Genomic DNA, 25,691 nt, shown 5'->3' on the forward strand with positions numbered 1-25,691 from the left:
CAACTACGGAGAACCCCCGGTCGGCACCGCAATCGGAGAGACGTTCCCCCCTCGGGGGCCGCACCACGATGGTGGAGCCGGGCACCGCGTCCGGTGGAGAGGCAGGTATCCGCGTGGCCGCGCTGAACGACCGGACCCCGGTCATCGTCTCCGCCGTCCGCACCCCGCTCGGCAAACGCGGCGGGGTGCTCGCCGGGCTCAAGGCCGTCGAGCTGATGCGGCACGTCCAGCTGGAGGTCATCGCCCGGGCCGGCATCGAACCCGGCGACGTCGAGCAGATCATCGGCGGCTGCGTGACCCAGTCCGGCGAGCAGAGCCTCAACGTCACCCGCAACGCCTGGCTCAACTCCGGCCACGACCCGGCCGTCGGTTGCTCCACAGTGGACGTTTCGTGCGGCTCGGCCCAGCAGGCCAACCATCTGATCTCCGCGCTGATCGCCGCGGACGCCATCGACACCGGGATCGCCTGCGGCGTCGAGTCGATGAGCCGGGTGCCGATCGGGACGAACCTCTACCAAGGGCCCGGGCACTACAAGACGGCCGACTATCCGTGGGAAGACCCGCCCAAGGCGCAGTTCGGCGGCGCCGAGCGGATCGCCGCGCGTGAGGGCATCGGGCGCGCGGACGCCGACGACTACGGCCTTCTTTCCCAGCAGCGGGCGGCACGGGCGTGGGAAGAAGGCCGGTTCGACCGTGAGGTCTCGCCGGTCGGTTCGGTCACCCGCGACGAAGGCGTGCGCGACACGACGCTCGAAGGTCTCGCCGCGTTGCGCCCCAACGTCGAGGGCGCGGTGCACACCGCCGGATCGACTTCGCAGATCTCCGACGGGGCCGCCGCCATCCTCTGGATGTCGTACGGGAAGGCCCGCGCGCTGGGCCTGACCCCGCGGGCGCGGCTGGTCGGCCAGGTCGTCACCGGCGCCGATCCGTACTACCTGCTCGACGGGCCCGTCGTCGCCACCGAACGGGTCCTGCGCAAGACCGGACGACGGCTGTCCGATGTGGACATCTGCGAGGTGAACGAGGCCTTCGCCGGGGTGGTGCTGAACTGGGCGAAGGCCCACGGCGCCGACATCGATCGCGTCAACGTCAACGGCGGCGCCATCGCGCTCGGTCATCCCCTCGGCGCGACCGGGACCCGGCTGCTGGTGACGGCGCTGCACGAACTCGAACGCACCGGCACCTCGACCGCGCTGATCACCATGTGCTGTGGCGGTTCGCTCGGCACCGCCTCCCTGCTGGAAAGGCTTTGATCATGCGCGAAGAAGAGTTCTTCCGGCGGGCGCGAGCCGGTTCGGTGGGGCCGCTGGAAGGCGTGCGCGTCCTCGACGTGACCAAGGTCTGGTCCGGCCCGCTCGCCACCTGCGTCATGGCGGACATGGGGGCCGACGTCGTCCGCGTCGAGCTCGCCGACGGCCACGACGGCGAGGTGCCGCCGAACATCCCCGGCACCGGGCTGTCGTGGTTCCGGGAGACCGTGCACCGCAACAAACGCAGCGCCGGGCTGGACCTGCGTGACGACACCGATCGCGCGCGGTTCCTGGAACTGGTGGCCCACGCGGACATCGTGGTCGAGAACTACAAGCCCGGAACGCTGGACGGCTGGGGTGCCGGCTACGAGGCCTGCCGTGCGGCGCGTGAGGACATCGTGTTCGTGTCGGTGTCCGGCTTCGGGCAGTACGGCCCGAAATCGCATCTGCCCGCCTACGATCCCGCGATCCAGGCCGCGGCAGGCTGGATGTCGCTCAACGGACTTCCGGAAGGCCCGCCGGTGCGCGCGCCGACGTTCCTCGCCGACGAATTGGCCGGCCTGCACGCGGCGATCGGCGGCCTCGCCGCGCTGACGCACCGGAACCGGACCGGCGAAGGGCAGCACGTCGACGTGTCCATGGTGGACTGTCTGCTCGCCAGCAGCAGCGGTTTGCCGACGCTCGCCGCGACGGGCGCGCCGCCGCAACGGCTCGGCAACGAGACCGACTTCGTGGTGCCTGCCAACGTCTACGCGTGCGCGGACGGGCATTTGTACCTCGCCGTCGCGATCAACCGGCATTGGCGCGCGCTCGCCGAGATCATCGGCAGGCCGGAACTCGGGCGCGCCGAGGGATTCGGCACGGCGCCCGAACGGCTGGCCAACCGGGACGCGGTCAACGCGATAGTCGCGGGCTGGTGCGCCGGGCGTCCGCTGGCCGAGGCGCTCGAAGTGCTGAACGGCCGCGGCCTCGTCGCCGCGCCGGTGCGCACACTCACCGAGGCCGTCGCCGACGAGCACGTCCAGGCGCGGGCGATGTTGCAGGAAACGGTGCTGAGCAACGGATCCGTCGCGCCGATCGTCGGGCCGGCGGTGAAATTCTCCCGTACTCCGACGAAGGTCCGTCGCGGTGCGCCGCGGCCGGGCGCGGATACCGAAGAAGTTCTTTCGGAGCTCGCGGCAAACGATGAGAAGAACAGTTTGCGCCGCGCTTCATAAAATGGAAACAAAATGTGCTGGAAAACGAGGAGGCGTCGTGGCGGAGCACCACCGGGCCCTGATCACCGGGGCTTCACGAGGGATCGGCCGAGCCGTGGCGCTGCGGCTGGCCCAGGAGGGCTACGCCGTCGCCGGCTGTTTTTCGAAAGCGAGCGCGGCGTCGGCGGAAACCGAAGAGGACATCGCCGCGATCGGTGTTCCCTCCTATTTCGCCGAATGCGATGTCACTGATTCCGAAGCCGTCGAGCGATTCGTGAAGGACGCCGAAGAGAAGCTCGGCACGATCGATCTGCTGGTCAACAATGCCGGGATCACCAAGGACAGCCCGCTGGTGCTCGCCAACGCCGAGGACTGGCACGCCGTGCTCGACACGAACCTCACCGGCACCTGGAACTTCTGCCGTGCCATGGCTTTCCGGTTCATGAAGAACCGAGGCGGCGTGGTGGTCAACATGTCCTCGGTCGCCGGCGTCTACGGCCACGCGGGCCAGACCGCTTATTCCGCCAGCAAGGCCGGGATCATCGGCTTCAGCAAGTCGCTGGCCAAGGAGGTCGCCGGGCATGGTGTCCGGGTCAACGTCGTCGCGCCCGGTTTCATCGAGACCGACATGACCGGCGCCCTTGGCGACAAGCAGCGTGCCAAGGCGCTGACCCAGATCCCGGTCAAGCGGTTCGGCACCGGGGAGGACGTCGCCGAACTGGTCGCGTTCCTGGTCTCCGACCGCGCCTCCTACATCACCGGACAGGTGCTGCAGGTCGACGGGGGGATCACGCTGTGACCGACTTCGCCGCGCCGCTGCGGGCGGTCGACCTGCTGGACGTCCGTGCGTGCGGGGACGACCTCGAACTGGTCGCCCAGATCACCGTGGACGGCAAGGAACCCAACCTGCGCGGGCATTTCCCCGGCCAGGCCGTATATCCCGGCATCTTCGTCATCGAGACGCTGGAACAGGCGATGCGCGAGGCCGCGAACGCCCGGCTGCGCACCGTCCGGTCCGTCCGCTTCCTCGCCCCCGTGCTCGACGGCGACCGCATGGTTCTCACGGCCACCGCGAAGCGCACCGAGGAGGGCTGGGACGTGACCGGCAAGGCCGCCCTCGGCGAGACGACGACGGCCAAGATCCGGGCCACCTTCGAGGAGGACGCGGAATGACCGAGCACCACGACGTCCGGATCCTGCTCCCGCAGCGCTATCCGCTGCTGCTGGTGGACCGCGTGCTGGAGCTGGTCCCCGGCGAATCGATCGTGACGATCAAGGCGGTCACCGGCACCGAGCCGTGCTACGCGGGGATTCCCGACGGCGCGCCGGCGAGCCGGTACGACTACCCGAAGTCGCTGATGATCGAGTCGTTCGGGCAGAGCGCCGCGCTGCTCTGGCTCGACGGCCGCGCGCCGGTCGAGGACGACGACACGACGTTGATGTTCATCGGTGCCCGTGACTATCGCTTCATGGGTGCCGCCCGCCCTGGTGACGTGCTCCGCCACGAGGTCCGCCTGGAGTCGGTGCTGGCCGACACGGCCTTCGCCACCGGCCGGACCTGGGCCGGTGATCGCCTGATCGCCACCGTCACCACCCTGACCGCGACGCGGCGCCCTGTGCGGCCCGCGGCGTGAGAACCGCACGGGACAACGAAACCGGAGGATCGTCATGACGCAGACCGACACCCAGCTCGAGGAGCTCCGCGAGCTGGTCGCCGAGGTGCTCGAGCTCGAGCCCGAGGAACTCGAGGACAACGGGGACTTCATCGACGACTACGAGGCCGACTCCCTGCGCGCCATCGAGATCCTCGCCCGGATCGACAAGCAGTACAAGATCGAGATCCCGCAGGCCGAACTGCCCGAGCTGCGCACGCTCAAGGCGGTCAACGACGCCCTGATCCGGCACTCCGTCAAGAAGGGATGAACCGTGGCCCGCGTTGTCGTTACCGGGGTCGGCCCGGTGTCGAGCATCGGGATCGGGATCGCCGCGTTCGCCGAGGCGCTCCGCACCGGCCGATCCGGTATCTCGCCCATCACCAGCTTCGACCCGGCCGGGTTCCCGCACCGGAACGCGGGCGAGGTCCAGACCTTTGATCCGGGTGCTCAGCTCCGCCGGGTCGACCCGGCGCACTGGGGCCGGTCCAGCCAGTTCGCGGCGAGTGCCGCGCGGCTGGCGGTGGCCGACGCCCGGCTCGACCTGACGTCGGTGACGCCCGGGCGCGCCCACGCGATCATGGGCACCACCAGTGGTGAGTCCGCGGTCGCGGAGGCGCTCACCGAGCAGATCATCGACGGCGGGTTCGCCGCGCAGGACCCGGCCCTGCTGACGCAGCTGCCCGCCAACCGGCTGGCGAACGCGGTCAGCGAGGAGCTGGGACTCGCCGGGGAGTCGCTGACCATCGCGACCGCCTGCTCGGCGAGCAACTACGCGATCGGCTACGCCTACGACCTGCTGGCCGGCGGTGAGGCCGACGTCGTCTTCGCCGGCGGCGCCGATTCGGTGTGCCGCTGGGCGCACGCCGGGTTCTACCGGCTCGGCGCGCTGGCGAAGGACGCCTGCACCCCGTTCGACAAGGACCGCGCGGGCATCCTCACCGGTGAGGGCGGCGCCGTGCTCGCACTGGAGACCTTGGAGCACGCCACGAAGCGGGGCGCCACGATCTACGCGGAACTGCTCGGGTACGGCGTCAACTGCGACGCCATCCACCCGGTCACGCCGGACGCGCCGACGGTCGCGGAATGCATGCGCATCGCGCACCGCAACTCCGGGATCTCACCGTCCGATGTGGACTACATCTGCGCGCACGGCACCGGCACGCAGGTGAACGACCTGGTCGAGAGCAAGGCCGTGCTCGAGGTCTTCGGCGAGCGCCCGCCGCCGATCAGCTCGATCAAGTCGATGCTCGGCCACACCATGGGCGCGGCCTGCGGGTTCGGGGCGATCGCCTCGACGATCGCGATCGACCGCGGTTTCCTGCCGCCCACGGTCAACTGGACCACCGAGGACCCGGAGCTGGGCGTCGACCCGGTGCCGAACGCGGCCCGGCAGGCGAACGTGCGGGTGGTCCAGAACGACGGTTTCGCCTTCGGTGGCAACAACGCCATCGTGATGTTGGGAGCGCCAGAATGAGCGGTGTGGTGGTGACCGGCTGGAGCGCGCTGACCTCCGCGGGCGTCGGCGTGGACGCGCTGGCGAAGCGGCTCGAGCTGGCCGAGGCCGGTCAAGTCGAGAAGGGCCAGGAGATCGGCGATCTCTACGAAGAGCCTTTACCCGCGGCGAATGGGCACTTCCTGCCGAGCTTCAGCCCACGGGAACACCTGGGACGTAAGGGAACCAGCACCTACGACCGGGCCACCGGGCTCGCCGTGGTGTGCTGCCAGGAGGCGCTGCGCGAGGCGGGGGTCGAGCTCGACGACGAGGTCCGGCCGCGGATCGGTGTGGTGCTCGGGACCTCACTGGGCAGTTTCAAGTCCACCAGCGACTACACGCGCGAGACCCTCGTGCAGGAGAAGCCGTACCTGGTGAACCCGATGCTGTTCCCGAACACGGTGATGAACTGCGCGGCCGGGCAGGTCGCCATCCGGTTCGGCCTGCGCGGGGTGAACACCACCATCGCGGGTGGCACGCTCGGTTTCCTCAACGCCCTGCGCTACGCCGGCAACGCGATCGAGCGCGGCCACGTCGACGTCGTGGTCGCCGGTGCGGTGGAGGAGTTCACCCCGCACCGCGCGTGGTCGACGCATCTGACCGGGGCGACCGAGGTCGTCGCCGCCGGTGAGGCGGCCGGGATGTTCGTGCTGGCCAAGGAGAACACGCCCGAGTGGGCGGGCACGCGGCGGCGTGCCGGCGTCCTCGCGGTCGCCACGGCGTACGGGCCCGGTGGTGGTGACGCCGCCGAAACCGCGCTCGCCGGATGTGTGCACCGGGTGCTGGCGAAGGCCGGTGCCGACGCGTCCGAAGTGTCCACTGTGTACACGGGCGAGGCCGACGACGGCGACCGCCGTGAGTACGGCCCGATCGTCCGTGCGCTCGGCCACAGCCCGGAACGGGTCATGGTCAAGCGGCTGTTCGGCGAATGCGACGCGGCGTCCGGCGCGGTGGCGCTGGGTGTCCTGCTCGCCGAAGACCGCGACACCCGGCCCGGGCTGAGCCTGCTCACCGCGCGGGGCGCGGACGGTGCCGTGGGCGCCGCCATCGTGAGGAGGTACGCCGATGGCGGTCCTGATCGCGGGTAGCGCGGTGCGCACCTGCCTCGGTTCGGGAGCGGAGACGTTCGAGGGCCTGCTTCGCGGCGCCTGCGGCGTCTCACCGCTCCGGTACGGCGACCCGGAAAAGCTGAACGTCGCCCACGGCTACCACGCCGATCTGGCCGACGAGCCGTTCCGTGCGGGACGGCTCCTCGCCGAATGCCTGGCCGAAGCCGTCGCACAGTCCGGTGTGGACACCGACACCCAGCGGGTGGCCGTCCTCGTCGGCACGGGGCTGCGTGAGCTGTCCGCGGTGGAACGGCTGGCGCTCACCGGTGAGTCCGTGCCCGCCGATCGGCTGGACTTCGCCGACGTCGTGGCCCGCGCGCTGCCCGGCGTCACGGACGTGACCACGGTCGTCAACGCGTGCAGCGCGGGCGGCCACGTGCTCGCGCTCGCGCAGGATTTGCTGGAGCTGGGCGAATGCGACGCCGTCGTGGTCGCCGCCGCCGACGCGATGACACGGTCGATGCTCGCCATGATCGGCCGGGTCGCCGAGGAGCCGACCGGGCGGGTGCGCCCGTTCGACCGCGACCGCACCGGCGTGCTCCTCGGCGAGGGCGCGGCGGTGCTCGTCGTCGTCCCCGAGACCTGGGAAGGGCCGTCGCTCGGCAAGGTCACCGCGACCGGGCTCTCCTGCGACGCCTACCACGCCACGGCGCCGGACATCGAGGGCATCGCCCGCGCGATGTCCGACGCCTACACCCGTGCGGGCCGGATACCGTCCGATGTGGACGTGGTGGTGGCGCACGCGACCGGCACCGCGCTCAACGACCCGGTCGAATGCGACGCGCTGCGCAAGGTCGTCCTCGGTGGCGGCGGGAACCCGCTCGTCACCGCGGTCAAGGGCGCAACGGGGCACACCTCCGGCAGCGCCGCACTGGTCAATGTGGACGTCGCGTTGCGGATCTTCGCCTCCGGCGAGGTGCCCGCGGTCACCGGCCTTTCCGAGCCTCTGGACGAGGCCACCGGACTGCGCCTGGTCATCGGCGAAGCCGTCACCGCCCGGCCGGAACTGGTGCAGGTCAACGCGTTCGGCTTCGGCGGGGTCAACGCCGTCACACTGCTGGAGCGGGCATGAGCGGCCGCGCGGGGGAGACCCGCCTGCTCCTCACGGGCTGGAGCCTGCACCTGCCGGGGATCGAGGGGTTCGACGGCGCGCCGCCGGAGAAGGCCGCCACCGTCCTCGGCCGGAAAGGCCTGCTGTACAAGGAACCCTCGACCCGTCTGGCGTTGTGCGCGGTCCATCGCGCGCTCGGCTGGGAGCCGGGGCAGCGGGCCACCGGGTCGATCGAGACCGGCACGGCGGTGGTCGCGTGCAGCAACCTCGGCAACGTCGAGACGGTCGCGAAGGTGACGCGCGCGGTCGAAGCGGAAGGCGGCCGGGCGGTGAGCGTGCTCGACGCGCCCAACGTCTCGCCGAACGTCGTGGCCAGCACGGTCGCGCTGTGGTTCGGTTTCGGCGGCCCGAATCTGATGCTGTGTTCCGGCAGCACGGCGGGGCACGCGGGACTGCGGATGGCGAGCCTGCTGCTGCGCTCCGGCCGCGCCACGCGGGTGGTGCTCGTCGGGGCCGAGCCCGACGACGAGATCGCCTCGATCCTGCACGACGGACCGCTGCGCGCGGGGAGCGCGTGCGCGATCCTCGAACCCTGGCGCGAAAACGCCGGGCGCGTTGTCGTCGACGTCGGTCCTGGAAAGCCCATGCCCCGGTGCACGGTCGGCCCCGGCGGCTTCGACGTCAAGGAACGGTGGGGCGACTTCTACGGCGCGCACGGGGTCGTGGAGCTCGCGCTCGCCGCCCACCTCGCCGTCACGGAAGGCGAAGGCCGCGTGGGCATCGGCCCGCGGCGTCCGGACGGCGGGCCGTCGGTCACCGTCACCGAGCACAGCGACGAGATGGGGTTCCGGTGAACGGTTCGGCGGTGAAGGCGCACACGATCGCGCCCGGCAGGCCCGGTGCGCCGCTGGTGCTGTTCGCGCACGGGATGGAAGGCCACTGGAAGAGCTGGACGCCGCTGGCCGCGCACCTCGATCAGGGCTACCGGATCGTTTCGCTGGAGCTGCCGTGGAAGGCGGGCAACGACTTCCGCTGGCGCAACCGCTCCTTCGGCAAATGGCTCGGCGACGGGCTGGACATGGTCGGCGCGACCCCGGACGTCCTCGTGGCGCATTCGTTCGGCGCCAACGCCGCGCTGGAGCTGATGTGCGCGCTCGACCCGCGCGTCGGTTCGTCGGTGGCGTTGTTCTGTCCCTTCTACCGCCTGCCCCGCTACGAGGTGACCTGGCGGATGTTCGAACGCTCGCGCGAGACGTTCACCGCGCACGTCGGTGAGGGTGTCCGCGCCCGGCTCGGCAAACGAGCGGCCTCGCTGGACCCCGAGGTCGTCGACGGCATGGTCAAGATCGCGCTGAACCGCGCCGGCCCGCTCGGCTTCGCGGCGGTGTTCGACCGCTACGCCGCGAGCGCCGATCTCCAGCTCGGCAACGTCGAGATCCCGACGAAGGTGCTGGTCGGTGGCCTGGACCCGACGCTGCCGGCCGAGTCCGCGCGCGTCCTCGCCGACGGTATGCCGGGCGCGACGCTGCACACGCTCGACCGCGGTGACCACTTCTTCCACGTCCGCTACGCCCGGTACGCCGCGGCCGAGGTGACCGGCCTCGTCGAAGACGTCCGGACCCTTCCGAAGGTAGGTGAACTCCGATGACCGCAGTCCTGCGGCCAAGCCGGACCGTCACGCACGGCCGCCCCGCGTTCGAGGGCGCCAACATCCGCACCTGGATCGGTTTCAAGCACTTCATGTACCTGGTCGAGCAGGGTGTCCTGCAGTGGCTGCGCGACCAGGGCACGAGCGCGCGCGACCTGTTCCTCGAGCACGGTCTCGGCGCGGAGATCGTGGACTGTTCGGTGCAGCTGCCCGCGGTGCTGGAACTCGACGACGAGGTCGAGGTCGAGGTCACGCCCGGCCGCGGCGACAAGCTGAACGTCCAGCTCTCGGTGGTCCGCGAGGGTGAGAAGGTCACCGTGCTGCGCGGCAAGGTCACCGTCGCGCTGGTCCGTGAGCGGGCGGCCGACGCCAGGGCCGCGGCCCCCGAAGCCTTGGCGCACCTGGAGGTCCCGGCGCTGGAGTCCGCCGCCGCGCGGATCGCGATCCCGGACGGGGAGACCGCCGAGTCGGTGCTGACCGCGTCACCGGGCGCGTTCCTGTGGTCGTGGCGGGCACCGTACTTCTACTGCCACTACTCCGACCGCGTCCAGCACTCGGGCTTCGTCCGGACGCTGGAGGAGGTCGTCGACCGGTATCTCGCCGACCGCGGCATCTCCGTCGGCCGCATGCTGTCCGAACGCGCCTGGATCCCGGTCGTCTCCCGCGCCCGCGTGCGGCTGCTGGAGGACGCGCGGATGGAGGAGACGGTGCACACCGTCTTCACCGTCACCGACATCCTGCGCGGGGTCATGTTCGACGGCCGCATGGACTGCTATGTCCAACGTGGACAGGAACTCGTCCCGGTCGCCACCGCCCAGATCCTGCACGGCTACGCCATCGCGGCCGGGCCGGGCGCGGGCGGCATGGCCGAGCTGGACGAGGGTGTCGTGCACGCGCTGATCGGGGACCGGACGTGAGCCGGCCCGCCAAGCTGTACTTCTCGCTGCGCAGCCCGTACAGCTGGCTCGCGATCAACAAGCTGCGCGACGAGGTGCCCGGCGCCCTCGAACAGCTGGAGTGCTACCCGTACTGGGATCCGGACACGGTGACCGGCGCCGGCCTCGACGAACGCGGCGGCGAGTTCCACTACGTGCAGATGAGCCGCGCGAAGCATCTGTACATGCTGATGGACACCAAACGGATCGCCGAGGGGCAGGGCCGGAAGATGGCCTGGCCGATCGACATCGAGCCGTGGTGGGAGCTGCCGCATCTGGCCTGGCTGCGTGCGCGCCGCGAGGGCGTCGAGTGGCCGTTCTACGACGCGCTGAACGAGGCGCGCTGGGGCCGTGGCGAAAACATCTGCGAGCCCGACATCGTGCGCGCTGCGGCGGAGCAGGCCGGGCTCGACCCGGAGCTGGCCGTCGGCGCGGTCGACGACCCGGAGATCCGCGCCGAGGGCGTCGACTGTCTCTACCAGGCCTATCTCGACGACATCTTCGGCATCCCTTACTTCAAATGGGGCCGCCACCGCTACTGGGGATTCGACCGGCTGGACGGCTTCCTCGGGGTCTGGCGGCCGACGGTGCGAGAGGAGCGTGCGGCATGAGCGAGGAGCAGGAGGCCACGGTCACGGAGCTGCCCACCGATCAGTGGTACGGCGTGCCCGCGGAATTGCTGGACGAGGGCGCCGCCTACGACTGGGACAGCCCGGGCGGCTGCGGATGAGGACCGTCGAAGAGGAACGGCTCTACCGCAAACAACGGCTGGCGGCGACCATGCGGCTGTTCGCGGTGCGCGGTTTCGACGAGGGCGCGGGCGGCCACGTGACCGCTCGCGACCCCGGCGACCCGGACCGGTTCTGGATCAACCCGTTCGGTGTCCACTTCGGACACGTGCGGGTCAGCGATCTGCTGCTGGTCGACGGGCGGGGTGAGATCGTCGAGGGCGACGGGAGGATCAACCCGGCCGGGTTCGTCATCCATTCCCACGTCCACGCCGCGCGGCCCGACGTCGTCGCGGTCGCGCACGCGCATTCCACCTATGGGCGCGCGTGGGCGGCGCTCGGCCGCAAACTCGACCCGATCACCCAGGACGCGTGCGCCTTCTACGAAGACCACGAGGTCTTCGACGAATTCGGCGGCGTGGTGCTGGATTCCGACGAGGGCAAGCGGATCGCGGTCCGGCTCGGCACCGGCAAGGCGGTGATCCTGCGCAACCACGGGCTGCTCACGGTCGGCGGCACGGTGCAGGAGGCGGCCTGGTGGTTCACCAACATGGACAGCTCGTGCCACGTGCAACTGCTCGCGGAGGCGGCCGGGAACCCGGTGCGGATCGAGCCCGAGGTCGCGCGGCACACCGCGTCGACCATCGGGACACCGGGGATGGGACGGCTCAATTTCCGGCCGTTGTACGCCGATCTCGTGCGGCGCCAACCGGATTTGCTCGACTGAATGTCACTGAGGGGAAGGTCATGCCGGCTCTACTGAACGACTACATCGCCGAGGGCGGTACCGGGACCGCGATCGCCGACGAGGCGGGCGCGGTCGGCTGGCGCCTGCTGGGGGAGCGGGTGAACCGCTGGATCGCCCTGCTGCGGGATCGCGGGCTCGGCGAGGGAGACCGGCTGGCCTGTGTGCTCGGCAATCGCCGGGAGACCTTCGAGGTCCTCTTGGCATGTCTGCATTCCGGGGTCACGGTGGTGCCGATCAACTGGCACCTCACCGATCCCGAGATCGCCTACATAATCTCGGATTCCGGCAGCAAGGCCCTGGTCGTCGAGCCCGCGTACGCGGAAACGGCGGGGCGCGCGGTGGCCCGGTCCACCGGCGAATGCACGACGCTGCTGGTCACCGGATCCGCGGCCGAGTCCGGGTTCGAAGCGGTGGAACCGTTGCTGGCCCTGATGTCCTCGGCCGAGCCGGAAGGACAGACCTGCGGTGCCACGATGTTGTACACGTCGGGGACCACCGGGGCGCCGAAAGGCGTGGTGAACGGCCTGTTCGTGGTCGGCGCGCCGTTCTCCAGGGTGGCGAAGCTGACGCGGTACGCGCACGTCGTCCTCGACGTCCCGTCGCGTGAACGGTGCCTGCTCGACGGGCCCTGGTACCACTCGTCCCAGCTGTTCTTCTCGCTGCTCGGGCTCCTGCTGGGCTCGACACTGGTGATCCGCCGGTCCTTCGACCCCGAGTCCACTTTGGACATCATCGACCGGGAGCGGATCACCGCCGCGCATCTGGTGCCGACCCAGTTCATCCGCCTGCTGCGGCTGCCCGCCGAGGTCCGTGAGCGGTTCTCGGGGGCGAGTCTCGGCCGCGTGTGGCACGGCGGCGGTCCGTGCTCGCCGGACGTCAAACGCCGGATGATCGACTGGTGGGGCCCGGTGCTGACGGAGTACTACGGCGCCACCGAGGGCGGCGCCGTCACGCTCACCGGCTCGCGGGACTGGCTCGCGCATCCGGGCAGTGTCGGCAAGGCCGTGCCGCCGAACGAGATCGTGATCCTCGGCGAGGAGGGCACTCCGCAACCGGCGGGAGCCACCGGGCAGGTGTTCGTCCGGCGGGTCAAAGGCCAGAGCTTCTCGTACCACAACGCCCCCGAGAAGACGCGGTCCGCGCATCTGGAGCCCGGCACCTTCACCTTCGGCGACGTCGGCCATCTCGACGAGGACGGTTTCCTCTATCTCACCGGGCGCGCGCAGGACATGATCGTCTCCGGCGGGGTCAACGTCTACCCGGCCGAGATCGAGGCCGTGCTGATCAACCATCCCGCCGTCCAGGACGTCGCGGTCATCGGCGTCCCCGACGACGAGTTCGGCGAGCGTGTCGCGGCCGTCGTGGAGGTCGCCGGCGACGCCCCCGAGGACTTGTTCGCCGTGCTGGACCCGTTCTGCCGCAAGTCGTTGGCGGGGTTCAAGACACCGAGGTCGTACCACGTCATCCCGCGGCTGCCCCGCGAGGCGACCGGCAAGCTCCGCAAGGACGTGCTGCGCAAGAGCTTCGCGGCGATCGGGATCGAGCGGCCCGACATCGCGCATCCCTCGACCTTCGCCGACGGCGTGCCGCACGCGGAGTTCGCCCGCCGCCGGGAGACCGAACCGGTGGCGTGGACCCCGGAACCGTTGCTGACCAGGCACTCCAGCGCCGGCAGGACCACTCAGCGCGGTTCCGGCTATTGGGCGGTGACGCGGTACGACGACGTCTACTCGGTGTCGCGGCGGCCGGAAGAGTTCTCGTCGGCGGCCAAGGGCGCCTTCCTGCCCGACCCGCGCACCCCGGGCGATCTCAAGCAGACCCGGCAGCTGCTGGTCAGCATGGACGGCCCCGAGCACGTCCGGATCCGCCGTCTGGTGGCGACGGTGTTCACCCCCAAGTCGGTCCGCGGGCTGAGCGACAGCATCGCCGCGCACGCCCGGCGCCTGGTGGAGAAGGTCACCGGCGGTGAGGAGTTCGACGCCGTCGCCGACTTCGCCGCCGAGCTGCCGCTTCTGGTCCTCTGCGACCTGCTCGGGTTCCCGCCGGAAGACCGGCACCTGCTCTATCGCTGGAGCAACGCGCTGGTCGGCTTCGACGACCCGGAGTTCGGCGGCGGCGATGTCGAGGCCTACCGCCGGACGTTCGCGGAGGCGTTCGCCTACGCGATGAAACTCGGCCTGACCCGGCGCGAAACCCCGACCGACGACCTGATCAGCCGCCTGGTCAACGCGGAGGTCGACGGGAAACGCCTGTCGGACCGGGAGTTCTGCAGCTTCTGGCTGCTGCTGGTGGTCGCGGGCAACGAGACCACCCGTCACCTGATCTCCGGTTCGCTGGAGGCACTGGTGAACAACCCGGCCGAACGCGAGCGGCTGGTGTCCGGCGAGGTGCCGGTGGCCACCGCGGTCGACGAGCTGATCCGCTGGGTCACGCCGATCATGCAGTTCCGCCGCACCGCCGTGCGGGACACGGAGATCGCCGGGCAGCCGGTCGCCGAGGGCGACAAGGTCGTCGTCTACTACACCTCGGCCAACCGCGATCCGGCCGTGTTCACCGACCCGGACCGCCTCGACCTCGGCCGCGACCCCAACCCGCACCTGTCCTTCGGCATCGGCCCGCATTTCTGCCTCGGCGCGCATCTGGCCAGGCTGGAGATGGCGACGCTGCTGACCGAACTGCTGCCGCATCTGTCCAGCCTGCGCCTGACCGGTCCGGTGACCCGGCTCGAGTCGAATTTCGTCAACGGCGCCAAGTCCATGCCTGCCCGCTTCGTGTCCGTGGGTGAACCCGCGTCCGCGATCGACGTCGGCAGGGCGCGACCTGGTCTTTCAGATCGCGCAGGTGATGAAGGCGCCCTGCCACCGCGATAGCGGGGCCTTCGGCCGGGCGGGTTCACGTGCATGGTCACTTTTCGGACAGAACCTCAGCTCCGCCAACCGGTCCTTCGGATGAGTCCACGAGAAAGGGAGGCCGTCGTGCCCTCGAAACCTGTCCAGCCGAGCCGTGCGGGAACGGTCCCCTGGCCCGCCGACCTCGTCGAGCGTTACGTCGCCGAAGGGCACTGGAAGGGCCAGGCGCTCGCCTCGCGCTTCGTGGCCGCCGCCGACGCGACCCCGGACGCCGAGGCACTGACCGACGGCGATTTCCGGCTGACCTACGCCGAACTTCTGTCCCGTGTGGACGGTGCCGCCCAGCGGCTGCGCGCGCTGGGGCTCCGGTCCGACGACCGGCTCCTGGTCCAGCTGCCCAACGGCTGGGAGTTCGTCGTGCTGACGCTGGCGTGCTTCCGGCTCGGCGTGATCCCGGTGATGGCGCTGATCCAGCACCGCAGGCACGAACTGTCCTATCTGGCCGAGCTGTCCGAAGCGCGGGCGATCGCCGTGCCTGACCGGGTGAAGGACTTCGACCACCAGGAACTGGCGGCCGGGATCGCCGCCGGGGCCGAGACCATCGAGCACGTCATCGTCGCCGGTGACGCCCGCGACGGGCACGTGGATCTGCGTGCGCTGTGCGCCCCGGCCGCGGATCCGGCCGCCGCACGCGCCGAACTGGACGCGTCGGCGCCCGACCCGCGGTCGGTCGCGCTGCTGATCCTGTCCGGAGGCACCACGGGGCTGCCGAAGCTCATCGCACGCACGCACGACGATTACGCCTGCTATGTCGACGGATCCGCCGACGCGTTCGGCTTCGACGCGTCGTCGGTGTACCTCGCCGTGCTGCCGTTCGGGCACAACTACCCGCTGAGCGCGATCCTCGGCGTGCTGTGGGCAGGCGGCCGCGTGGTCGTCTCGCCGTCGCCGTCCCCGCGGGACTCGCTGGGCGCGATCGAAGCCGAACGCGCGACGGTGACGTCGGTGGTGCCGGCGATCGTGGTGCGCTGGCTGGAGTACCGCGAAGCCGACAAGCACCACGACCTGTCCTCGTTCAAGGTGCTGACGCTGGGCGCCGCGCGGCTGCAGGATCAGCTGGTCCGCCAGATCAGCTCGGTGTTCGGCTGCACGCTGCAGCAGGGCTACGGGATGGCGGAGGGGCTGACCAACCTCACCCGGCTGGACGACCCGTTCGACATCACCTGCGACACCCAAGGCCGTCCGATCAACCCGGCCGACGAACTGCTCGTCGTCGACCCCGACGGCAACCCGGTCCCGCCGGACGAACAGGGTGAACTGATCACCCGCGGCCCGTACACGATCCGCGGCTACTACCGCGCGCCCGAACACAACGAGCGCGCCTTCACCCCGGACGGCTGGTACCGCACGGGCGACGTCGTGCGGCTGCGCCCGGACGGCTACGTCGTCGTCGAAGGACGTACCAAGGACGTGATCAACCGAGGCGGCGAGAAGATCGCCGCCGAGGAGGTCGAATCCTTCGCCTACCAGCTCGATTCGGTGGAGATGGCGGCCTCGGTCGCGATGCCGGACCCGGTGCTCGGCGAACGCGGCTGCCTTTACGTCGTGCCGACGCCCGGCACCTCCGTCGCGCTGCAGGACGTCATCGACGTCATGGAGACGGCGGGGGTCGCCCGGTTCAAACTCCCCGAACGGCTGGTGATCGTCGACGCGATGCCGCGCACCCCGATCGGCAAGATCGACAAGAAGGTGCTGCGGGCCGACATCGCACGACGGCTCGAAGAAGAAGCCGCCTGATCCTCCCCCCGCTCGTGAGTGGTAAGGACGGTTCTAACCGTCCTTACCACTCACGAGCTTTTTTCACGCCGCGCATTCTCGCAGAATGGAATAAGACGAGCCCCTCCCCGCGATGCGAAGCTTGCAGTGCAGCCGGTTACCGGCCTGGGTTCCGCCGCGTGACGTGGAAATGCTCGAACGCGGTTCACCCCCATCGCTTTTGGGAGAAAGGACGCACAATGAGCGTTACCGCAACGCGGAAAGGCGGGCCGCCCGCAGCCGCGGAAAAGCCGGCCAAACAACGCTATCTGGCCGTCGACGGACTGCGCGGGGTCTGCGCACTCGCCTTGCTTTTCACACATGTCGCGATGATCGCGGGGGTACTGGGCACCAAGGAGCTCGGCGGCACGATCGCTTCGACCAGCGCCGTCGGCGGGTTCTTCACCGGCGGCCTGCAGATCTTCGCGGGCGTTTTCTTCGTGCTCACCGGCATGTTCGTCTACCAGGGGTTCGCGAAGTCGGTCATCAACGGAACCCCGCGCAAACGCGAAGGCACGGTCATCCGCCGTGTGCTGCGCCTGCTCCCCGCGTACTACGTGATGTACTTCGTGGTCCTCATCGCGCTGAACCTCCAGCAGATCGACAGTGTGTGGGACGTCTTCCGGCCGTTGGCGTTGCTGCACATCTACGACTGGGACGGCTGGAGCAACGGCATGGAGATCACCTGGACCGTGCCGGACATGGCGCAGTTCTACCTCCTGCTGCCGCTGCTGGCCTGGGCGACCTTCAAGTTCGCTTCCCGCGGCGAGACCGCGCGGGCGCGGGCGTACCGGATGATGCTCCCCGTGCCGCTGCTGTTCGCCGCCGGTATCGCCTGGCTGCTGTACTCGCAGATGAACGGCCTCGGCACCCGCGCGCTGTTCTGGTACCCGATGGGCCTGATGCCGGAGGTCGCGATCGGCATGGTCATCGCGATCTGGCTGGAGCTGCAGAAGGCCTCGCCGAACGAGGCGCCCAAGCTGCTCACCTTCGCCGGCCGCCACCGCGTCCTGTTCCTGGGCATCGCGCTGACCTGCCTGCTCATCAACTGTGCCCGTCCCGGCAGTGAAATCGGCATGGACGATTACTACAGTCTCACCGCGCTGGGGATCTTCTACGGCCTATTGGCCATTCTTTCGGCGAGCCTGTTGCTTTCGATGGTCGCACCCGGACCCGAGTCGCGCGTGATCCGCGCCGTGTTCACCAACCGGGTGATCCTGTTCGTCGGCAAGATCTCCTACGGGGTCTACCTGTGGCAGTTCGCGGTGATGCATTTCTATCTGCAGAAGCCGAACGCCTACTTCAACGGGGAGCCGATGCCGTTGATGCTGATCCGTGCCGGTACCGGCTTCTGGGAGCTGCAACTGGTCACCCTGGTCGGCACGATCATCCTGTCGACGATCTCGTACTACGTGCTGGAACGTCCCTTGATGAACTGGGGCGAGCGGGTCATCAAGCGCCGTGCCGCCCGCAAGGCCGCGGCCGAGCTGCCGCGACCGCGCGAGGAATCGGTTCCGGTCTAGTCCCTTGTTCCTCGATCCGCCGGCCTGGCGTCCGCCACAAGCGGACGCCAGGCCGTTCCAGCATGGAGGTTCGCCGTGTCGTTTTCCGCGCCCTTGAAGGGTTTTCAAGCCCATCTCCCCGGATCCGGGCCGGTCGTCGAGACGGTTCTCGACCGGCTGCGGATGCTGGAGGCCGACATCGGTGGCGGCCCGCCCGATACCTTCGGCCTGAGCGGGCCCGGTGTCTCGGTCGAGGCCTGCCTGCACGGGCCGTTCTCGGAGAACCTCGTGCAGGCAGGTTGCGGGATCATGGCACTGCACGGGCGGTCCGAAGCGCAGCCGCGGCCGCTGGGTGTCGACTACGTTTCGATCCTCACCGGGATAGCCACCGTCCAGGGCATGCTGGCCGCGACGTTGGCTCAACTGCGAGGAAACCCCGTGTCTCGCGTCGAGCTGGGCGCGGACGGGGTCGCGTTGCTCGCGGTCGGGCAGTACATCGCGGCGGCCACCGCGGACGAGGATCCCGAGAGCTACGAAGACCTGCCGTCGACGGCGCGGCCGCCGTTCGTCTCCGCGGACGGGATCGCGTTCGAGGTCGAGTCCTTCAGCGGTGAGGCCTGGCAAGGATTCTGGGCCTCGCTGGGGACGCCGGAGCGCGCGATCGCCCGTGGCTGGCGGCCGTTCCTCCTCCGCTACGAGCGCGCGTCGGCGGTGCTTCCGCGCGAGCTGCACGAAGCGGCCGAGTCCGCCTCGTTCGAGGAGATCCGCGCGCTCGCCGCCGCGACCGGAATGCACGTCTGTCCTGTTAGGACAGTGGTGGAGCGGCGTGCTGACCCGGACGCGGGCCTGCCCCCGTGGACACTTCGGGCCGGACCGGCGGCGCGGCCGGCGCCCGGTGTCCACGCCGGCCTGCCGCTCGCCGGGATCCACGTCGTCGAGTCGACCCGCCGGGTGCAGGGCCCGCTGGCGACCCGGCTGCTGTCGCTGCTCGGCGCGACCGTCACCCGGATCGAACCGCCGGGCGGCGATCCGCTGCGGGGTATGCCGCCGATGGCGGGGGACTGCTCGGCGAAGTTCCGCGTGCTCAACGACGGCAAGCGGATCGCCGAGATCGACTTCAAGTCGGCCGCGGGCCGCGACGAGGTCATGGACCTGATCCGCGACGCCGACGTGTTCCTGCACAACTGGGCGCCGGGCAAGGACGTCGAGCTCGGCCTGGACGCGGCCGCGATGCACGCGGTGAACCCCGGGCTGGTCTACGCGGCCGCGTGCGGCTGGGGCGACGCGCTGGGGAAACACCCGCCCGCCGGTACGGACTACATGGTCCAGGCCTACTCCGGGGTGGCCGACGCGCTCACGCCCGCCGGCGCACCACCGCGTCCGACGCTGATGATCATGGTGGACATCGCGGGCGGTTTCGTTTCGGCGGAAGGGATCCTGGCCGCGCTGGTGGCACGCGAGCGCGCCGGCCGGGGCGGCGCGGTCACGACGTCGCTGCTCGCCGCGGCCGACGCGCTGCTGCGCGAGCCGTCGCCTGCCGCCGTCGACGGTGTCTTCGCCGCGGCCGACGGGCTGCTCGCGATCGTGACCGAAGACGTCGGGGCCCTGTGCTCGAAACTGGATATCCCCGTGCCGCCCAAGGAAGAACTGCCGGACGCGATCACCAAGGCGCTGGGCACACGCCCGGCGGCGGACTGGGAAAGCGTGCTGGGCTCGATCGCGGTGCCCGTCCGGCGCGATCTCGGCGCCCTCGTCTCGCGTCATCCCGGCCGGTTCGAACGGAACGGCTGCGCGATCGCCGTCTCACCGTGGTTCTTTGGAGGAGCTTCATGATGAGTGGGAACACGCTGGGTGTGCTGGGCTCCGACGTCAAGGTGGGGCTGGCCGACGGGACGAAGATCGCCTACGCCAACCTGGACTACGCGGCCAGCGCGCCTTGCCTGCGCGAGGTGGCCGACGTGGTGGGAGAACTGCTCCCGCTCTACGCGAGCGTGCACCGGGGCGCGGGCGCGCTTTCGCGGCTGTGCACGGAAAAGTACGAACTCGCCCGCGCGTCCGTCACCACGTTTCTCGGCTGCCGCGCCGACGACGTGGTCGTGTTCACCCGCAACACCACTGACGCGCTGAACCTGCTGGCCCACGCCGTTCCGCCGGACACCGTGGTCGTCACGTTCGACGGCGAGCATCACGCGAACCTCTTGCCGTGGAACGACGTCGTCCGCCTCCCGGCTCCTTCTTTGCCGGAGGGCGCGGTTTCCGCCGTCGAGACCGCGCTCGCCGCGCAGGCCGCCGGGCGTCCGGTCCTGCTTGCCGTCACCGGCGCGTCCAACGTGACCGGTGAGGTCTGGCCGCTCGCCGAACTGGCCGCCACCGCCCACCGCTTCGGCGCCCGCATCGCGGTCGACGCCGCCCAGCTCGCGCCGCACCGGCGAATCGACGTCGCCACGCTCGGCCTCGACTACGTGGCCTTCTCCGGCCACAAGCTGTACGCCCCGTTCGGCGTCGGCGTACTCGCGGGCCGGGCCGACTGGCTGGACCGCGCGCGGCCGTACCTCTCCGGTGGCGGGGCCACGGCACATGTCGGAGACAGACCCGGCGACGTCGACTGGGCGGCCGGCGCCGCGCGACACGAAGCGGGCTCCCCGAACGTCATCGGCGCGGTGGCGCTGGCGTCCGCGTGCGATGCCCTCGCGGCGGCGGACCTGGACGTGCTCCGAGCCGAAGAGGACGCCCTGACCACGCGGCTGCACGACGGCCTCGCGGAGATCCCCGCGGTACGGATCCTGGGCGGCGGCTGGCCGGACAGGCTGGGCATCGTGTCGTTCACCGTCGACGGCGTCGAGACGCGCACCGTGTCCACCCGGCTGGCCGAGGAGTTCGGCATCGGCGTGCGCGACGGCCTGTTCTGCGCCCACCCGTTCACCCGGCGGCTGCTGGACCAGGCGGGCGCGACCGCGCCGACGGCGGTGCGCGCGAGCATCGGCATCGGCACGACTCCCGAGCACATCGACCGCCTGATCGCCGGGATCCGGGTCATCGCCGGATCCTGAGCCGGACTCGATGGCTTGTCTCGGGAGCGGTTGGTAGCTTGCGCACGACACGGTCATTCCACGAGGGAGCCGCGATGGGCTTGGGGGAGCTTGTCTTCCCTGGTGACGACGAGTGGGTTGATGCTCTCGGCGTGGAAACAGCGCCGGTGGGCGGAGACGCCACCGTTCGCGGCCTGGGTTACGAGACGGTATCCGGGGACTTGATCGATCTTTCCTGCGATATCCTCGGGAACTCGATTCGTTGTCGCTGGATGCGCGGTCAGGATGTTCTTGCCGACATCTTCCGGGAAGGTGTCGTCATGTTGTCCCTGAGTCAGAGAGAGGGAGTTATCGAAATTGTCGTCACCTCTGATCTGGAGTCACTGAAGGCCGAGTTGGCGGTCAGAGTTCACCCCGATGTGCAAATCCGGGATCAAATACTCCTCAAGTGACTCTTTCTGATTCGTTCCGTTCCCGCAGTGGCAGGTATGCGTCATGATCGTGGCGAGAGACGTGGTCGAGGCTCTCTCTGTGCACGGCGTAGTTGGCTGGTATCGCATCGCCGTGGGTCGAAGTGTCCTGAGCGGTCTCGTCTGCCCGCCGATGATCGTGTGGCGCTATCTCGAGCCGTCCGCGGCCGTTCGAAGAGGTATTTCCCAATGTGTGCAAGAGTTTTCCGGCACGTTGGAGTGGGTAGGTGGTTTCGAGCATCGAAACTGGACACTGATGCCGGTCAAGGTTCGTGACGCCTTCGCGAAGGCTGATCCGACCTATGTCAACGTTATGTCGGATCTGGCTGCGGCCGACCAAAATTTCTGTCTGGCGGCCAATGCCGAGCTTGTCTCTTTGCTGGACTCGATAAAAACTATCGAGTCCTAGCCGGAACATCGGCAGGTATTCACGATGGGGGATCATTCACCGGTGAACGACCTGAGTCCTGCCCACTGGGCTGTCGAGATGTGCGATCTTCCGCTGCTTCGTGAACTCCTCGATGGCGGCGCCGACATCAACGAAGAGCATGGCGGGCTCACGTTGCTGCACCATGCCGTCGACGTCGAGATCGACAGTCACGCGCAGACGGGCGAGCCACTGCACGTGGATGTCACGGCTTACTTGCTGGCGCGGGGAGCGGACCCGAAGCGTCGTTCCGATGGCGGTTGTGGCGTCAGCGCTGAGCACATGGCTTTCGTAAGCCGTCATTGGCTGGCGTCGGCCCTCTTCGAGGCGTGGGCATCAAGGCCCTGATGAGATGTCGTGAAGATCGCCATGACGGAGTGCTGAAAGCGCCGTCCAACTGTGTGCCCTCGGCAGGATTCGAACCTGCGACACCTGCCTCCGGAGGGCAGTGCTCTATCCCCTGAGCTACGAGGGCGTTGCCGCCTGGGCGACGTTGGAAGCTTAGCGCATGTCCCGCGGGCCCTCGCGAGTGGTGGTCGTTAACCGGCGAGGCGGGCCATCAAGCAGGTCGGTTGTGCGGTTCGGTGGCGCCAGGAACCGGTCCTGAATGTCTCTGACCAGGTCCTTCGGCTGGTTCAGGCGCAGAGCGAGCCGGTGGGCAGCCGAAATGCGTAGCGTTGGTGGCACCGACGAACTGGGAGGACCTGGTGATCGAACCGTTCGAGGTGCGGATCCCCGAAGTCGCCATCGAAGACCTGCGCACCCGGCTGCGCGCGACGCGCTGGCCCGAGCCGGCCACCGTCGACGACTGGGAACAGGGTGTCCCGCTGGACTTCGCGCGGGAGTTGTGCCGGTACTGGGCCGAAGACTACGACTTCGGGCTGGCCGCCCGGGTCAACGCTTTCCCGGGCTTCAAGACCACTGTGGACGGTCTCGGGATCCACTTCCTGCATGTTCGCTCGCCGGAGCCGGACGCGACGCCGCTCGTGCTCACGCATGGCTGGCCGGGGTCGGTCGTGGAGTTCCTCGACGTGCTCGGGCCGCTGACCGATCCCGTCGCGCACGGGGGCGATCCCGCGGACGCGTTCCATGTCGTGGCGCCGTCGCTGCCGGGGTTCGGCTGGAGCGGCAAACCGTCGTCGACGGGGTGGAACGTCGAGCGCATCGCCAGGGCCTGGGACGAGCTGATGGGCCGGCTCGGCTACGAGCGGTACGTCGCGCAGGGTGGCGACTGGGGCGCAGGGGTGACGAACATGCTCGCCAAGGTCGTCCCGGAGCGGCTGATCGGTGTCCACGTGAACATGGCGGGCGTCCCGTACGACGAGGCCGTGCTGGGTGAGCCGACGGCGGAGGAGAAATCGGCGATCGCCGATCTCGGGCGGTTCCGCGCAGTCGGGTCGGCGTACGCGCAGCAGCAGGCCACGCGTCCGCAGACCGTGGGCTACGGGCTCACCGACTCACCGGCGGCGCAGGCCGCGTGGATCGCCGAGAAGTTCTGGGAGTGGACCGACAACGACGGCTCGCCGGAGAGTGCGCTGTCCTGGCGGCGGATGCTCGACGCGATCTCCGTCTACTGGTTCACCGCGACGGCGGCCTCGTCGGCGCGGATCTACTGGGAGAGCAAGGAGCGGGACGTCTCGGTCGTTGAAGTTCCTTCGGGTATCTCCATCTTCCCGCGCGAGATCATCCGGCCGTCCCGGCGCTGGGCAGAGCTGCGCTACACCGATCTTCGCTGGTACGAGGTGCTGGCCAAGGGCGGTCACTTCGCCGCGTTCGAGCAGCCCGAGGCCTTCGTCGGCCAGTTGCGGGGTTCTTGCGGTCGCTTCGGTAGCGGTGCGTGGCGGTTCCAGGTTTCGGGAAGGCCCTCCTGGGGGATGGCTTCCTTGTGTGGCTTAAGACATGGTGAACTTAGGCTCACCTGTATTGCACATATGCGCATGTGACAATATATTCGGCCTGTCGACTTCACGAGAGGCGGAGCAATGGGTCACGGGCACGGGCATGGGACGGCCTCGCCGTCGAGCGCGTCAGGCCGCTACCTGAAGAGCTTGACGATCGCGCTGGTCATCGGCGCCGGCTTCATGGTCATGGAGTTCGTCGTCGGGTTCGCCACCGGCTCGCTCGCGCTGATCTCCGACGCCGCGCACATGTTCACCGACGTCCTCGGCGTCGGCATGGCGCTGGCGGCCATCCTGCTCGCCCGGCGCAGCGGCCCGACGCTCACCAGGACGTTCGGCTTCTACCGCGCCGAAGTGCTCGCCGCGCTGGGGAACGCCATCCTGTTGTTCGGCGTCGCGGGCTATGTCCTGGTCGAGGCCATCGGCCGGATCAGCGACCCGCCCGCCGTGCCCGGCCTGCCGGTCCTGCTGGCCGCCGCCGCGGGCCTCGTCGCCAACATCGTCTCCTTCATGGTCCTGCGCAAGGGCGCGGAGGAGAGCATCAACGTCCGGGGCGCGTACCTCGAAGTCCTCGCCGACCTGATCGGCTCCGTCGGGGTGCTGCTGAGCGGCGCGATCACGCTGCTGACCGGCTGGCGCTACGCCGACCCGATCATCGGTGTCGCGATCGGCCTGTTCGTCCTGCCGCGTACCTACGCCCTGGCCCGGCGCGCGCTGCGGATCCTGTTCCAGCACGCGCCCAAGGGCGTCGACGTCGCCGGGATCCAGGCCGAACTCGGCGGGCTGAAGGGCGTCGAGGACGTCCACGACCTGCACGTCTGGACGCTGACTTCGGGCATGGAGGTCGCTTCGGCGCACCTCACCATCGCGCCCACCGTCGAGCAGGCCGAGGTGCTCACCGAGGCGCAGAACCTCCTGGCGAACCGCTACTCGATCGAGCACGCGACCCTGCAGATAGAAGTGCCCCAGTGCGCGCAACGCTGCCGGGAACTCTCCTGGTAGCCCGCGTTTCGTCCTCTGAATGCGGTAGTTGGCAGAGCGAACTACCGGGCGTGACCGGCGATGACACGTGTCGTCCCTCTGAGCACATGTGTCGTCCATCCAGTCACGCGACATCGCCATCCGCGCATCCGGCGGTACGTAGTTGAGACGCACCTGGCTCTGACCCGAATCGCGAAGAATGTAAGGGTCAGGCGGGCAGGGGAGCGGCGCCGCGTTCCTGGAGCAGGCCCTTCATCAGGGTCATCTCCGCGCCCTGCGAAACGAGCATGCTCTGCGTCAGCGACTTCACGTCCGCGATCGACGTGTGGTCGTGGCCGTACTGTGCCATCTCCGTCCCGCCCATGTGGTGCCGCAGCATCAGCTGGAGGAAGAAGACGTCCATCTCCTTGCCGGTCAGCGACCGCAGTTTGGCGAGTTCGGCGGACGTCGCCATCCCCGGCATCGGCGCGCCGTTCGACGGCTTCATGTCGCCGCCGTGCCCGCCGTGGCCGGACGGCTCGGTCATCCACGTCATGTAGGCGCCGGTCGTCTGCTCGGGCTGGCCCCACAGGCCGAGCCAGCCCTTCATCCGGCCGACCTGCCCGGTCTGCGTGCGCTCGATGTCGAACGCGAGGGTCTTGATCGCCGGATCGGTCGTGTGGTCCCGCGCCCAGCCCGCCATGGTGACGGCCTGGAGGTGGTGCACCGACATGTCCTGCGCGAAGCCGACCTCGACCGAGCCCGCGCCGGGGTCTTCTGCTCCGGCTCGGAGTCGATCAGCCGGGTCGTCAGGGCGCCGAGGCCGAAGCCGAGGATCACCATGACGACCAGGGCGGCCCCGATCACCAGCCATCGGCTCTTGGCCGACCGTGAAGTGTCGTCGACGGTCTGGAGATCGGGGTCCACTT

25 protein-coding genes, 1 tRNA gene and 1 pseudogene are annotated in these 25,691 nt (G+C 69.5%); 25 read left to right on the plus strand and 2 right to left on the minus strand.

What is annotated here, in order from left to right; translation table 11 throughout:
- The first annotated feature begins 113 nt into the window (after positions 1 to 113).
- The 23 genes from MJQ72_RS16585 to MJQ72_RS16690 all read left to right on the plus strand — a co-directional run bounded on the left by MJQ72_RS16585 (position 114) and on the right by MJQ72_RS16690 (position 22,252).
- Positions 114 to 1,253, plus strand: coding sequence for a steroid 3-ketoacyl-CoA thiolase (locus tag MJQ72_RS16585; protein ID WP_240600017.1), 1,140 nt, complete (start codon positions 114 to 116; stop codon positions 1,251 to 1,253).
- Positions 1,254 to 1,255: 2 nt separating this feature from the next.
- A complete protein-coding gene (locus MJQ72_RS16590) occupies positions 1,256 to 2,467 on the plus strand; it encodes a CaiB/BaiF CoA-transferase family protein (RefSeq protein ID WP_240600018.1) in 1,212 nt (403 codons plus the stop codon).
- 37 nt (positions 2,468 to 2,504) lie between these two features.
- Positions 2,505 to 3,245 carry a 3-oxoacyl-[acyl-carrier-protein] reductase gene (fabG, locus tag MJQ72_RS16595; RefSeq protein WP_016336899.1) on the plus strand — a complete coding sequence of 247 codons (741 nt, stop codon included), beginning with the start codon at positions 2,505 to 2,507 and terminating at the stop codon, positions 3,243 to 3,245.
- Complete coding sequence (locus MJQ72_RS16600; protein ID WP_240600019.1) at positions 3,242 to 3,619, plus strand: 3-hydroxyacyl-ACP dehydratase; 378 nt, start codon at positions 3,242 to 3,244, stop codon at positions 3,617 to 3,619. The genes fabG and MJQ72_RS16600 overlap by 4 nt, the downstream gene beginning before the upstream one ends.
- The gene (locus MJQ72_RS16605) at positions 3,616 to 4,080 is read left to right on the plus strand and encodes a 3-hydroxyacyl-ACP dehydratase FabZ family protein (protein WP_240600020.1); all 465 of its coding nucleotides are present in this window, start codon (positions 3,616 to 3,618) and stop codon (positions 4,078 to 4,080) included. Before MJQ72_RS16600 ends, MJQ72_RS16605 begins: the two co-directional genes overlap by 4 nt.
- A 34-nt stretch (positions 4,081 to 4,114) precedes the next feature.
- Entirely contained in the window at positions 4,115 to 4,369 is a 255-nt protein-coding gene (locus MJQ72_RS16610) for an acyl carrier protein (protein ID WP_005155526.1), read from the plus strand.
- 3 nt (positions 4,370 to 4,372) lie between these two features.
- A complete protein-coding gene (locus MJQ72_RS16615) occupies positions 4,373 to 5,575 on the plus strand; it encodes a beta-ketoacyl synthase (RefSeq protein WP_240600021.1) in 1,203 nt (400 codons plus the stop codon).
- On the plus strand, positions 5,572 to 6,681 hold the full coding sequence (locus MJQ72_RS16620; protein WP_240600023.1) for a beta-ketoacyl synthase N-terminal-like domain-containing protein: 1,110 nt from the start codon (positions 5,572 to 5,574) through the stop codon (positions 6,679 to 6,681). The genes MJQ72_RS16615 and MJQ72_RS16620 overlap by 4 nt, the downstream gene beginning before the upstream one ends.
- Complete coding sequence (locus MJQ72_RS16625; protein ID WP_240600025.1) at positions 6,659 to 7,774, plus strand: beta-ketoacyl synthase N-terminal-like domain-containing protein; 1,116 nt, start codon at positions 6,659 to 6,661, stop codon at positions 7,772 to 7,774. Before MJQ72_RS16620 ends, MJQ72_RS16625 begins: the two co-directional genes overlap by 23 nt.
- The gene (locus MJQ72_RS16630) at positions 7,771 to 8,607 is read left to right on the plus strand and encodes a beta-ketoacyl synthase N-terminal-like domain-containing protein (protein ID WP_240600027.1); all 837 of its coding nucleotides are present in this window, start codon (positions 7,771 to 7,773) and stop codon (positions 8,605 to 8,607) included. Before MJQ72_RS16625 ends, MJQ72_RS16630 begins: the two co-directional genes overlap by 4 nt.
- On the plus strand, positions 8,604 to 9,401 hold the full coding sequence (locus tag MJQ72_RS16635; RefSeq protein ID WP_240600029.1) for an alpha/beta fold hydrolase: 798 nt from the start codon (positions 8,604 to 8,606) through the stop codon (positions 9,399 to 9,401). Before MJQ72_RS16630 ends, MJQ72_RS16635 begins: the two co-directional genes overlap by 4 nt.
- A complete protein-coding gene (locus MJQ72_RS16640) occupies positions 9,398 to 10,318 on the plus strand; it encodes a thioesterase family protein (protein WP_240600030.1) in 921 nt (306 codons plus the stop codon). The genes MJQ72_RS16635 and MJQ72_RS16640 overlap by 4 nt, the downstream gene beginning before the upstream one ends.
- Entirely contained in the window at positions 10,315 to 10,947 is a 633-nt protein-coding gene (locus tag MJQ72_RS16645; RefSeq protein ID WP_240600032.1) for a 2-hydroxychromene-2-carboxylate isomerase, read from the plus strand. Before MJQ72_RS16640 ends, MJQ72_RS16645 begins: the two co-directional genes overlap by 4 nt.
- Positions 10,944 to 11,066 carry a hypothetical protein gene (locus MJQ72_RS44620; RefSeq protein ID WP_256464200.1) on the plus strand — a complete coding sequence of 41 codons (123 nt, stop codon included), beginning with the start codon at positions 10,944 to 10,946 and terminating at the stop codon, positions 11,064 to 11,066. The genes MJQ72_RS16645 and MJQ72_RS44620 overlap by 4 nt, the downstream gene beginning before the upstream one ends.
- A complete protein-coding gene (locus MJQ72_RS16650; protein ID WP_240600034.1) occupies positions 11,063 to 11,791 on the plus strand; it encodes a class II aldolase/adducin family protein in 729 nt (242 codons plus the stop codon). Before MJQ72_RS44620 ends, MJQ72_RS16650 begins: the two co-directional genes overlap by 4 nt.
- A 20-nt stretch (positions 11,792 to 11,811) precedes the next feature.
- The gene (locus tag MJQ72_RS16655; RefSeq protein WP_240600036.1) at positions 11,812 to 14,682 is read left to right on the plus strand and encodes a cytochrome P450; all 2,871 of its coding nucleotides are present in this window, start codon (positions 11,812 to 11,814) and stop codon (positions 14,680 to 14,682) included.
- A 105-nt stretch (positions 14,683 to 14,787) separates the two neighbouring features.
- Complete coding sequence (locus MJQ72_RS16660) at positions 14,788 to 16,458, plus strand: (2,3-dihydroxybenzoyl)adenylate synthase (protein ID WP_240600038.1); 1,671 nt, start codon at positions 14,788 to 14,790, stop codon at positions 16,456 to 16,458.
- A gap of 218 nt (positions 16,459 to 16,676) precedes the next feature.
- Positions 16,677 to 17,999 carry an acyltransferase gene (locus MJQ72_RS16665; protein WP_240600040.1) on the plus strand — a complete coding sequence of 441 codons (1,323 nt, stop codon included), beginning with the start codon at positions 16,677 to 16,679 and terminating at the stop codon, positions 17,997 to 17,999.
- 75 nt (positions 18,000 to 18,074) lie between these two features.
- Positions 18,075 to 19,811, plus strand: a complete 1,737-nt coding sequence (locus MJQ72_RS16670; protein ID WP_240600042.1) for a CoA transferase — start codon at positions 18,075 to 18,077, stop codon at positions 19,809 to 19,811.
- Complete coding sequence (locus MJQ72_RS16675; RefSeq protein WP_240600044.1) at positions 19,808 to 21,028, plus strand: aminotransferase class V-fold PLP-dependent enzyme; 1,221 nt, start codon at positions 19,808 to 19,810, stop codon at positions 21,026 to 21,028. The genes MJQ72_RS16670 and MJQ72_RS16675 overlap by 4 nt, the downstream gene beginning before the upstream one ends.
- Before the next feature lie 74 nt (positions 21,029 to 21,102).
- Positions 21,103 to 21,459 carry a hypothetical protein gene (locus MJQ72_RS16680; RefSeq protein ID WP_240600045.1) on the plus strand — a complete coding sequence of 119 codons (357 nt, stop codon included), beginning with the start codon at positions 21,103 to 21,105 and terminating at the stop codon, positions 21,457 to 21,459.
- Between the two features lie 43 nt (positions 21,460 to 21,502).
- On the plus strand, positions 21,503 to 21,886 hold the full coding sequence (locus MJQ72_RS16685) for a hypothetical protein (protein ID WP_240600047.1): 384 nt from the start codon (positions 21,503 to 21,505) through the stop codon (positions 21,884 to 21,886).
- A gap of 42 nt (positions 21,887 to 21,928) precedes the next feature.
- Positions 21,929 to 22,252, plus strand: a complete 324-nt coding sequence (locus tag MJQ72_RS16690; protein WP_240600049.1) for an ankyrin repeat domain-containing protein — start codon at positions 21,929 to 21,931, stop codon at positions 22,250 to 22,252.
- Between the two features lie 54 nt (positions 22,253 to 22,306).
- Here MJQ72_RS16690 and MJQ72_RS16695 read toward each other — a convergent pair.
- Positions 22,307 to 22,379 (minus strand) — tRNA-Arg (locus MJQ72_RS16695).
- A gap of 232 nt (positions 22,380 to 22,611) precedes the next feature.
- On the opposite strand from MJQ72_RS16695, the gene MJQ72_RS16700 reads away from it, so the two are divergent.
- Positions 22,612 to 23,847: an epoxide hydrolase family protein gene (locus MJQ72_RS16700; protein ID WP_240600051.1), complete on the plus strand. Its 1,236-nt coding sequence runs from the start codon at positions 22,612 to 22,614 to the stop codon at positions 23,845 to 23,847.
- A gap of 39 nt (positions 23,848 to 23,886) precedes the next feature.
- Positions 23,887 to 24,804: a cation diffusion facilitator family transporter gene (locus MJQ72_RS16705; protein WP_125689689.1), complete on the plus strand. Its 918-nt coding sequence runs from the start codon at positions 23,887 to 23,889 to the stop codon at positions 24,802 to 24,804.
- Positions 24,805 to 24,991: 187 nt separating this feature from the next.
- On the opposite strand, the pseudogene MJQ72_RS16710 reads toward MJQ72_RS16705, so the two are convergent.
- Positions 24,992 to 25,689 (minus strand): annotated as a pseudogene (locus MJQ72_RS16710) (DUF305 domain-containing protein).
- Positions 25,690 to 25,691: the final 2 nt, after the last annotated feature.

Source organism: Amycolatopsis sp. EV170708-02-1 (assembly GCF_022479115.1).
Classification (GTDB): domain Bacteria; phylum Actinomycetota; class Actinomycetes; order Mycobacteriales; family Pseudonocardiaceae; genus Amycolatopsis.